This window comes from Micromonospora sp. CPCC 205539 (genome assembly GCF_036906815.1).
Lineage (GTDB): Bacteria > Actinomycetota > Actinomycetes > Mycobacteriales > Micromonosporaceae > Micromonospora.
Map to the genome: position 1 here is coordinate 162,613 of NZ_JBAKHW010000014.1, position 9,171 is coordinate 171,783.

The 9,171-nt window shown below is 62.8% G+C and carries 10 protein-coding genes and 1 pseudogene; 8 read left to right on the top strand and 3 right to left on the bottom strand.

Annotated features, from left to right (window positions below; genetic code table 11):
* Position 1: 1 nt before the first annotated feature.
* The 4 genes from V6V47_RS15265 to V6V47_RS15280 all read left to right on the top strand — a co-directional run bounded on the left by V6V47_RS15265 (position 2) and on the right by V6V47_RS15280 (position 3,930).
* Positions 2 to 1,096 (top strand): WXG100 family type VII secretion target, encoded by a 1,095-nt coding sequence (locus V6V47_RS15265; RefSeq protein ID WP_334628857.1) that lies wholly within the window; start codon positions 2 to 4, stop codon positions 1,094 to 1,096.
* Positions 1,097 to 1,100: 4 nt separating this feature from the next.
* The gene (locus tag V6V47_RS15270; RefSeq protein WP_334628858.1) at positions 1,101 to 1,373 is read left to right on the top strand and encodes a hypothetical protein; all 273 of its coding nucleotides are present in this window, start codon (positions 1,101 to 1,103) and stop codon (positions 1,371 to 1,373) included.
* 74 nt (positions 1,374 to 1,447) lie between these two features.
* The gene (locus V6V47_RS15275; RefSeq protein ID WP_334628859.1) at positions 1,448 to 2,638 is read left to right on the top strand and encodes a toll/interleukin-1 receptor domain-containing protein; all 1,191 of its coding nucleotides are present in this window, start codon (positions 1,448 to 1,450) and stop codon (positions 2,636 to 2,638) included.
* A gap of 536 nt (positions 2,639 to 3,174) precedes the next feature.
* Entirely contained in the window at positions 3,175 to 3,930 is a 756-nt protein-coding gene (locus V6V47_RS15280) for a hypothetical protein (protein WP_334628860.1), read from the top strand.
* Positions 3,931 to 4,261: 331 nt separating this feature from the next.
* On the opposite strand, the gene V6V47_RS15285 is transcribed toward V6V47_RS15280, so the two are convergent.
* Positions 4,262 to 4,876: a DUF4145 domain-containing protein gene (locus V6V47_RS15285; protein WP_334628861.1), complete on the bottom strand. Its 615-nt coding sequence runs from the start codon at positions 4,874 to 4,876 to the stop codon at positions 4,262 to 4,264.
* 647 nt (positions 4,877 to 5,523) lie between these two features.
* Between V6V47_RS15285 and V6V47_RS15290 the strand changes: the two genes are divergently transcribed.
* Positions 5,524 to 6,087 (top strand): HD domain-containing protein, encoded by a 564-nt coding sequence (locus tag V6V47_RS15290; RefSeq protein ID WP_334628862.1) that lies wholly within the window; start codon positions 5,524 to 5,526, stop codon positions 6,085 to 6,087.
* On the opposite strand, the gene V6V47_RS15295 is transcribed toward V6V47_RS15290, so the two are convergent.
* A complete protein-coding gene (locus V6V47_RS15295) occupies positions 6,075 to 6,545 on the bottom strand; it encodes an NUDIX domain-containing protein (RefSeq protein ID WP_334628863.1) in 471 nt (156 codons plus the stop codon). The genes V6V47_RS15290 and V6V47_RS15295 overlap by 13 nt on opposite strands.
* Before the next feature lie 4 nt (positions 6,546 to 6,549).
* Positions 6,550 to 7,308, bottom strand: a complete 759-nt coding sequence (locus V6V47_RS15300) for an XRE family transcriptional regulator (RefSeq protein WP_334628864.1) — start codon at positions 7,306 to 7,308, stop codon at positions 6,550 to 6,552.
* A gap of 174 nt (positions 7,309 to 7,482) precedes the next feature.
* Here V6V47_RS15300 and V6V47_RS15305 point away from each other — a divergent pair, with 174 nt between their 5' ends.
* The 3 genes and pseudogenes from V6V47_RS15305 to V6V47_RS15315 form a co-directional block, all read left to right on the top strand.
* Entirely contained in the window at positions 7,483 to 7,803 is a 321-nt protein-coding gene (locus tag V6V47_RS15305) for a hypothetical protein (protein ID WP_089021118.1), read from the top strand.
* A 231-nt stretch (positions 7,804 to 8,034) separates the two neighbouring features.
* Positions 8,035 to 8,967 (top strand): hypothetical protein, encoded by a 933-nt coding sequence (locus tag V6V47_RS15310; protein WP_334628872.1) that lies wholly within the window; start codon positions 8,035 to 8,037, stop codon positions 8,965 to 8,967.
* Between the two features lie 83 nt (positions 8,968 to 9,050).
* A pseudogene (locus V6V47_RS15315) lies at positions 9,051 to 9,171 on the top strand (FtsK/SpoIIIE domain-containing protein); the annotation flags it as partial.

A 9,171-nucleotide genomic window follows, 5' to 3' on the forward strand; every position in this document is an offset into this window, starting at 1 on the left:
GATGACGCTGTCTGTCGAGCCGCAAGCTTTGGTCGGCTTCGCCCGCCAAGTCGACCGCGCCGCCGGCGACGTGTGGGAGATGCGTAGCTACCTCTACCGCCATGCGGACGTCGCAACCGGTGGCGAGCAGATTGAGATCGCCAAAGCCGCGCACGAGCAGGCGGTGGAGGCCATCAATGGCACCCTCAACCGCCTCGCCTGCCTCCTAGAAAACTCCGCCCCCGAGCTGCGGGCCGCCGCTGGCTACTACCGCACCACCGACCTTGCCAACGCCGACCGCCTTGACCGCACCCTCCCGCCAGCAGGCGACCGGTGCATCACCACCCTTGAACTGGAACTGGCGAACAACCCCTGCGCCCCCGCGAACTTCGTCGATGTGCGCGACGTACGTGGCCACCTCGATACCCCGGGCGACCCAGACAAGCCCGCGAACTCCCTCGGCTGGATGGACTACATCAGCCCAGCGAGTTGGCTCAACGAAGTGTTCAATCACGTCTTCGGCTTCGATCCCATCGGGAGGCTCCAGAGCCAGGTCTCCGGAGACTGGGAGGCCCTTGCCAAGATGGCACCCGCCGTCGACAACATCGGTGGCGCCCTCCATGACTTGGCTTACAACGTCCAGTCTGGCACCACCACCCTGCACCCGCTTTGGCACGGCATCGCCGGCGACGGAGCCTTCCGCTACTTCACGACCACCGCCAACGCCACCGCCGACCTCCACACTCCTCTGTCCGCCATCAGCACGGCTTACCGGGAGATGGCCGACGCGGTCTGGTCCGCAGGGGAAGCCCTCGGTGGCGTCATCAAAAGCCTCATCGACGCCGCCATCATCACCGGCCTCGCCGCTGCCGCCGGCACCGCCACCTCGGCAACCGGCGTCGGCGCGCTCGTTGGCTACGGCGTCGCAACCGTCGAGGTCGCGAATATGTTCCGGCTCTGGGCCGAAGCGACCAAGCTTTGCCAGCAGATCGCCGCTGCCGTCCTGGTCTTCCGCGCCATCCTCACTCGCGAACTCAGCGACCTTGATGCCGTCGCCCTTCCCGCGCTCCCCGACGGCGGTCGCTACGACCATCCCCTCGCGGACGCGAAGGCATGAGCGCGTGGACTACCTAGACGACCTCACCGGCGGCGACGAGGATCGAAGCCACGCCCTTCGCCGGATCCTGGACCAGCTCGCTCGCGGCGATAACCCGCTACTCCGCGAGATGGCGGCCGCTGTCCAAGACGGCCAACTCACCCTGCGCCAGGCCGCCACCAGCCCGACCTACGGCACCGAACTAACAGCTTCTTTCCAGACCTTCTGGAAGGCCTACCGGGAGATGAGCCCAGAAGAGCGCCACGAACTCGCCGCACGCTCTCGAGCGCCAGAGTGACGCGTCTCTTACTTCGTGCAGCATCCGAGCCCGAAAGTGTCAAACATGCGATTGAAAAAGGGAGCTTCAGGTTGATGGGCGATCATGATCAGGTGGTGGGCTTCTGGAGCTACGCCCGGGAGGACAATCGCCTCGATGGAGATGCAATATTAAACCTTTCCGCTGCCCTGCAGGACGAATTCGACCTGATCTCCGGACGACCGCTTAAGATCTTCATTGATCGCGAGTCGATAAGCTGGGGCGAGGAGTGGCGACAGCGCATTGATTCGGCACTAACCAGCGCCACCTTCCTCATACCAATCATCACGCCCCGTTACTTCACGAGGCCAGAATGCCGTCGGGAGCTGTTGGATTTTTACGGGCGAGCAAGGAGCTTCGGCCTCGAGCAACTAGTATTGCCCATCCTCTACATCGACATTGGCGAGCTAAGCAGCGATAACAGCGACGAGGCAATCGCGGTCGTTGGGCGTACCCAATACGTAGATTGGCGGGAGCTGCGCCTCGAAGGCCCCGCCTCAACGAACTACCGCAGGGCCGTACACCAGCTCGCGAAGCGCTTACATGAGATTGAAGGTGTAGCCAGCAAGATACAGCTATCCCGAGAGCTAGACCCTGGTTCCGATGAAGAGCCTGGCCTCCAAGACCTCATCGAGGAAATCGATTCCGCTTTGCCAGACTGGCTCTCGGCGGTCTGGGGGGATACGGTAAATTCGGCGCAGATGCGGGCGACATACGACCAACATAAGGAACGCATACGGAGGCTACGCGCAAGGAGAAGCCCTAACTCCGCTATCCTGGCGACCCAACTACGTTTCGGCCCGGACATGTTGCCGCTCGTCGAGCGCTTCCATACCGATGGGCAAGTCTACGTAGCCCGAACCTCGCAACTCAATCCGCTAATGCTCAAACTAATTCGGCACTTAGATCAATATCCGCAAAGTGCGATTCTTGCGCACCACATATTAGAGGGCTTGTCGGACGCGATCGAGAACATTATATCCAGCGAGTATAAGACCAACCCGGAGTATCTCAATTCGCTGGCGCACCTGAGCCATACGCTCAGGAGGACCGCCAAGCTCTTAATGGATACAGTGCATCTGGCGCACGCCGCTAACGAGATTGTCGTCAAGTGGTGGAACATGGGTCTCGGCGAGATTCTGGAAGGCGACGACTTCCGACCCATCGTGCCCACCGGCGTTTCCAATGAATGGGCTAGAGAGGGCGTCAGCGATCCGCGGATAATTGATCGTGCTGTCATTGATTAATCTTCGATGGGCGCATCTAAGCACCGTTTCCTGGTCCGGATCTAGATGGTTAGGCGCACCAGATCGATAACAACTTGGTGGGGCTTCTTTGTATCGCAAATAGCTAATACAAATCCAGCCAGACGCATCCCGATGTTCCTGGAGATGTCAACCCCGGCCCCTTGCCCCCAGGCAACCAACACAACTGCCCGACCTGCTCACCTACGGCAGGTGAGCGGCGAAACCAGTCCTCCGGCGTCCACGGTTGTCCGCCGACGTCGGTACCGGTCGTCACTCAGTTCGTCACCCAGCTTGCCTCCCGTGAAGCGGGCACGCCTCCAAACCGCTGGATCTGAGTAGAACTGGCCGCGTATCGTTCCTCGCACTCCCCGACAACAGGTGCCGCCGGGGCACCCGAGGCGTGAGCCAAACCGGTGGGAGTAAGAGGTTGTAGCGGGGTTGCAACACGCGTAGCGCGCGTCCGGCGCTCTGAGTAGACCCCACCGGACCCGGCGCGCCGATGACGTCCTTCGTCCCGAAGGAACTACCAGCCGGCTGTGAGCAGCGCAGGCAGGAGGGCTGACCTGCCGGGACGGTCCACTGAAGTCCATGGGCATCCGGTGTTGCTCGCGCCCATCGTCACCGAGTTGGTCACCCAGCTCGCGCCTAGACGCGTGGCAACGATCGTTCGGGTTGCATTCACCTGCGAGTCTGGGCGTGTGGGAAATGCCGATCAGCTGTCTCGCCTACTCGCGATTGCCGCCCTGGTAGTGGCGCTCTTAAGCTTTGTCGTTTCGGTACTAACGTACCGCAGGGCTGGTGCAAAAATTCAAGTGTTTTTGGATATCGGCTCTACAGGTTGGGGCCTGACGGGCTTCCACCCAGTATGCATGAATGTGCGAATTAGAAATGAAGGGCTGGCGACGGTTCAGATAGATTCTGTTAACATCGCATTCGAAGGGATAGCCCATCCGTCCTACAACCACCACCACCTGCGAGGATTTCAGGTACCTGGGAAGCTGGAGGGGCACCACTCGGTAACCTTGTATTACCCGATCGCGGCGGCCCTGGAGTTTTTGACACCGGCCAAGCTGGCAGGAGCACCTTTGCAGGCGACCGTAGAGCTTGGTTCCGGCCATCGAATTAAGAGCAAGAAGCGTAGGGCGCGACGTAGTGATGTTAAATATGCCATCCCTGAGTACAAGATGGTTCGGAAGATCCTCGATCTCGAATTTGCCAAAATGAAAAAGGGGCTTGATGAAGATTTCGTGCGCGCCATGAAGGAGCTTGGTTGGGAGCCTCCCCAAGATTAGAGGATTCGGTAATCGCCTACTCGCCACCGTGTTTGCTCGCGGCAGCATCAAAACCCAGCAGTTGTTGCCATCCCGATGCTCCTATGGATGTCAACGCGACCCCTTGACCCCCAGACCTCGGCAAGGTGGTCGGGTGAGGTTGGCACGGCTGCACAACAGCCCGGTCGGTGTCGTCGGCCGCCCGGCTGCCGCACGGTTCGGGCGACAATGATCACGTGCTCACCTACGTCCGTTGGTACTGGTCGGATGACGACCGTTGCCGTCCACGGGCGCCCAAGGCAGGGAGCACCCATCGTCATCCGAATAGTCGCTCAACGTGGATGGCTCCGACCTAGGGTGCAGTCACATGAGACTGTGCGCGATGTTCCATCTCGTACACAAGCCTTAGCAATTGAGTCGTGAAGGCAAGTGTATTCAGTGCTCGCTCTTGGCTTGCCGCCTCTAGACGGTGGGTAGAAAGATTGCCATGCGTCCTAATAAGGTCGAGCCATGGCCGCATTGGAGGAGTGATGTAGCCTGTCGTTGTCAAGTGATCCAGGTACTCTACGAATGTTTTTCCTTCCTGCGCACCCTTGTCCGCAGCAATGTGCATTAAAATCTTTCGACACATCAATTCGCAGGACGTAAAGGCTCCCGATCCGGCCGTCTGGCGTGCCTCCAGAAAAGCAGCCTCCACCTCGATCGGAAGGCCCTCGACCACCTCGCCCGCAAGCGTAGAAGGCGACATCGTGCCGTTGTTGTGAACCACCCCCTTGCCACACCCAAGGCAGCGACTCCAACCCACAAACTCGTTGTTACCCGTAGTGTGCGCAATTACAGCAGCATTCGTTTTACTTCCGCAATGAGGGCATCGATAAACAATCACCGAATTTTCGTGAGAGATATCATAATTTTTAACATCTCTAGCCGAAACCGAAAAATGCGCAATTCCATTGTGTCCTGCCACAACTGCACCGTACCTGACCGGTCGGAGAGCACCTATCCTCCGGCCCGACAGAAACATCGCGCCATCCCGTCTGCCGCCGACCCGCCCTCATGGGGAGCGGGCCGCCGCCCGGTCCGCCACGTCAAGCGGACCTTGACGCACGTTCGGACGCTGGCGGGCCGGGTGGTGGTCTGCTCGGCTCGCCCGGGTCGGCGGTCGGCGGGGTGGCGCTGCAAAACCGCCCACGGGCCGCGACGCGCCGATGGACCCCCGGCCATCTCGGAGTCGTTGCGCCCCCGCCGGAGGCGCGTTAACCGCGACTGATCCGCCACCGCGACCCGCCGCGCGGACCGGCGTGCCCTTCCCTGCGCCGCGCCGATCGGGCGCGGCCCGGCCGGCTGCCGGCCCACCAACCTCAATCACTCCTCGCCGATACCGTCTACGGCGGCCCCCGGGCTTCCCGCTCTCCGCGCCAGCCGCCGGGCGTTCTGCGTGGCCGGAGTCGGAGCGCTAGCGGAGCGACGGACGCGCGCCCAGGCGGCGGCGCGCGCGGCCCGTCTCGGGCCGCCTTGAAGACGTACAGAAACTTTGAACCACTTCGCCGGCAGCTCGGCCGGCACCAGAACACGGGATGGCGAGCGGACCGGGTGCCTCCGTACCCTGGCGATATGGCCGACCTCGTCGACACCGCTCGGGAAGTTGCACGACGCCTGCTGGAGACACCGTTGCCACGTCGATGGAGTCACGTCCAGGCGGTCGCCGCCAAGGCGGACCGGATCAGCGGAGCAGTCCCGAGCGAGGATCGTGAGGTGCTCGTAGCGTCGGCCTGGCTACACGACGTCGGTTACAGCCCTGACCTGGTCGACACCGGCTTCCACTCGCTTGATGGTGGCCGCTGGCTACGCCGTGAGCACTTCAACGAGCGGATTGCCGCCCTGGTCGCTCATCACTCCTGCGCCTGGCTGGAAGCCGACGAGCGTGGGCTCGGTGAGGCCCTGGCCGCCGAGTTCCCTCGGGAGGAAACCGCGGTGACCGACGCCATCTGCTGCGCAGACATGACGACCGGACCGGATGGCCAGGATTTCGAGGTGTTGGACCGGCTAGCGGAGATCCGTTCGCGATACGGGCCGGAGCACCTGGTAACCCGATTCATCGGCCGGGCCGAACCGGAGATGGTCGCTGCCGTGCAGCGAACTCAGCGCCGGCTCTCGGGCGCCCGTCAGCCGATGTAGGGCTCGCGACGTTCCTCGTAGCCGTGGTTGATCCGGAGCAGGGTCGACGGGTGGATGTCGAGCGCGGCCAGCTCGTCGCGGGCCACCCACCGGACATCATGTGACTCCTCGCTTGGTCTCGGTGTGCCGCTGATCGGTTCGGCGCGGAAGCAGAGCGAGAACTGTTGCCGCACCTCGCCGTCCGAGTACTCGATGACGTGGCCGGGGTCGGAGTAGACGCCTACCATCCCGGTCACCTCGACGACGATGCCCGTCTCCTCGTGGGTTTCTCGGATTGCCGTCTCTGCGACCGATTCGCCGATCTCCTGACCACCGCCGGGCAGGGACCACAGGCCGTTGTCGGTTCGCTGGATTAGTAGCACTCGCTCGTGATCGTCATGCACGAAGACAGAGACGGCGACGACGATACTGTTGGCTTTCGGCGCATCCGCGTCGTGGTAGTGCTCGGTCCTTGCCATGTGTCTAGGCTGCCACTCCGTCGCCTGGCAGAGGCGTAGCGGAGACCAAGACGCGGTCAAAGCTGTCGGCGTACGTGCCGAACAGGTCGCCTCCGTTGAGCCTGCGCAGGTGCATCACGGGCGCGTGTGGTGCCGGAAACCCGAGCACGTGCATGTTCACCAACATCTCGTCATCAAAGCGGTAGATCGAGTTGTACAGCGTCGTGTCGTGGTAGCGGATCTTCACACCGGGCGAATCAGCAAGTCTGTTGTAGTACTGCTGAACCTGACGGATCTTTGCCGCCATCACCCCCGGAGCGCCTTCCTCGACGCTCTTACGCTCGATCGCCTCGCTGGTCGGGTCCCCAATCAAAATCGTCACCGCAACACCGTCAACAGCCTTTTGGCGCAAGGTTTCAACGAGCCTGCGGTCCTGCTCCACCAGGAACAGACCAGCGTAGGCCAAAACGTCGATCCGCTTCTCGGCGCGTTCGATCAGCCGGCCCCAGAGGTCGTGTGGCACGGCAGAGCGCCGGGTGTAGAGCTGGACCAACTCGCTTTGCCCGATTCTCGACGCCTTCTCGGGGGTCACTGCGTCCGGCCAGAGGTACGGCACGTCCTCCCGCACCATCGCCGCGATCGCATGCCGGTGACGCGGATACGGCGTCCGATCCTGGGTGATCCACCGTTCCACGGTCTTCGCGTCGACCCCAATTTTTTCGGCCACAGCGACCGGCGTCAGGCCGTTGCGCAGGATGGCATCGCGTAGCCGGTCGTTTGGCATTGACTCTCCTCAAGGGACGACTAGGGACGCATTCATCGTAACCAAGACGTCCCATAGTCGTCCAGTCCATCGGATGGGTTGTCCCCGGCTTTTCGGGAGCCTTATCGCAGAGGCCACGAGCAACAGTCCACCGGGGACTAGCTCATCACCTGGCCCAGACCCAGGAGGTTTGTTGTGAAGCTGTACGTGGACACCCAGAGCAAGCAGGTCCAGGTGACGAAGGACCCGGAGCCGAAGAACGACCAGAACGGCAATCAGCGGTCGGAGAAGAACACTGGCCGGCTCATGTGGTCGACCCAGGTCTTCGTGCTCGACGAGACTGGCGGCGAGATCATCACCATCACCACGGCGGGTGAGAAGCCGGGCGTGACGGTGGGACAGCTCGTCGCTGTCGAGCAGTTGGAGGCTATTCCGTGGGCGACCAACGGGCGTAACGGCGTCGCGTTCCGTGCGATCTCGCTGAAGCCGAAGGCTGGTAACTCGGCGGCTAAGTAGGTCCCTCGCTCACCGCGCTGTGTGAGCCCTGGTGTCTGACGCACGAAAGCGGCCTGATGGTCCGCTGAAATTCATGGTCCGGGAGTGGTTCCGACTCCTACATTCCCGGTCCGTCACCACGAACGGTGGTGGCATCCCCGCAAGAGCTGGCGCGGGGTCGGTCCGACTCCTACATCTGCCGACCCCGTGCCCTCCAACTCATCCAACCCAATGCGCTTGGGAGGACTCGTCATGTCCAAGTCTAGCCCCCGCCGCTTCGGCGGCAGGTCAACCGGAACGGTGACGGTCATCGAGGCCAAAGTTCACCGCTCCTCCGCACGCAACGCCAAGATGGCGTTCATCCTCTCGGCGGTCATCGTCGGCCTTCTCTCGGCCGTGGTGGCCGCTTCCTCTATCCACCCGATCCTCGCCGTCTTCGTCGGCGCACTGATCGGCGTTCCAACCGGCGGCCTCGTCTGGCTGCTCGTCCGCATCTGGCCGGTGATCCGGCTGCTGTGGTGGTGGACCCCGGAAACCATTCTCGGCGTCCTGGTGCTCACCGCGTGGGTGCAGCTCGCCAACCACACCCCAACCCTAGTGACCCTGATCGTGGTCGCCCTGGTCGTCGGCGTCCCCGCCGCCATCCGCCCGGTCCGCCGCCAAATCAAAGCCTGGACATGGTGCCTGATCGTGCGGCACCGGCTGCGTGTGTGCTTCGCGCAGTTCATCATCGCGAACCAGTCCGGCAGCCTCCCGCTGATCCTCTGGGCCAAGCCCACCCCGGTCGGCGAACGCGTCTGGGTCTACCTGCGACCCGGCCTGTCCGCCAAGGACCTGGAAGGCCGCCTCGACAAGATCGCGGTCACCTGCCACGCCTCCACCGTGCTCATCGAGCGCGCCTCGGAGAACAACGCCGCCTACCTGCGGTTCGACATCAAACGCCGCGAGGTGCTGACCGCCCACGTCAGTTCACCCCTGGTCGACGTGATCGACCCTGCGGCCCCGGTTTCGGCATCGCCGCTGACGGTCCCCACCGCCCTGGATCTGCCGGACGTCACCGCTCCGACGATCGCCCTCCCGACCCAGGGCAAGCCGGCGAAGCAGCCGGCCACGACCGCCAACGGCAGTAAGCCCGCGGCTTCCTCGTCTTCCGTGCCGGACGACGACACCTCCGACTGGATCTGACCCCAACCCAACCCGGACGCGAGGAGCCATTGCGGCTCGTTCGTGTGGCTCCTCGCGCCCACAACGCCCAGAAGGGGCACCTCATGACCACCACGATTCCCACCACCGCCGATGCGGTGCCGGTGGGTCCTGGCCTGTCGATGTTCGACCCGATCTTCATCGGGATCGACGAGTTCGGCCAACCCGTCTACCTGGACGTCATCT

Bases quoted from the DNA above. Each gene is read 5' to 3' on its own strand.
- V6V47_RS15265 (WP_334628857.1), top strand. From the start codon at position 2: ATGACGCTGTCTGTCGAGCCGCAAGCTTTGGTCGGCTTCGCCCGCCAA.
- V6V47_RS15275 (WP_334628859.1), top strand. From the start codon at position 1,448: ATGGGCGATCATGATCAGGTGGTGGGCTTCTGGAGCTACGCCCGGGAG.
- V6V47_RS15290 (WP_334628862.1), top strand. From the start codon at position 5,524: ATGGCCGACCTCGTCGACACCGCTCGGGAAGTTGCACGACGCCTGCTG.
- V6V47_RS15295 (WP_334628863.1), bottom strand. From the start codon at position 6,545: ATGGCAAGGACCGAGCACTACCACGACGCGGATGCGCCGAAAGCCAAC.
- V6V47_RS15300 (WP_334628864.1), bottom strand. From the start codon at position 7,308: ATGCCAAACGACCGGCTACGCGATGCCATCCTGCGCAACGGCCTGACG.
- V6V47_RS15310 (WP_334628872.1), top strand. From the start codon at position 8,035: ATGTCCAAGTCTAGCCCCCGCCGCTTCGGCGGCAGGTCAACCGGAACG.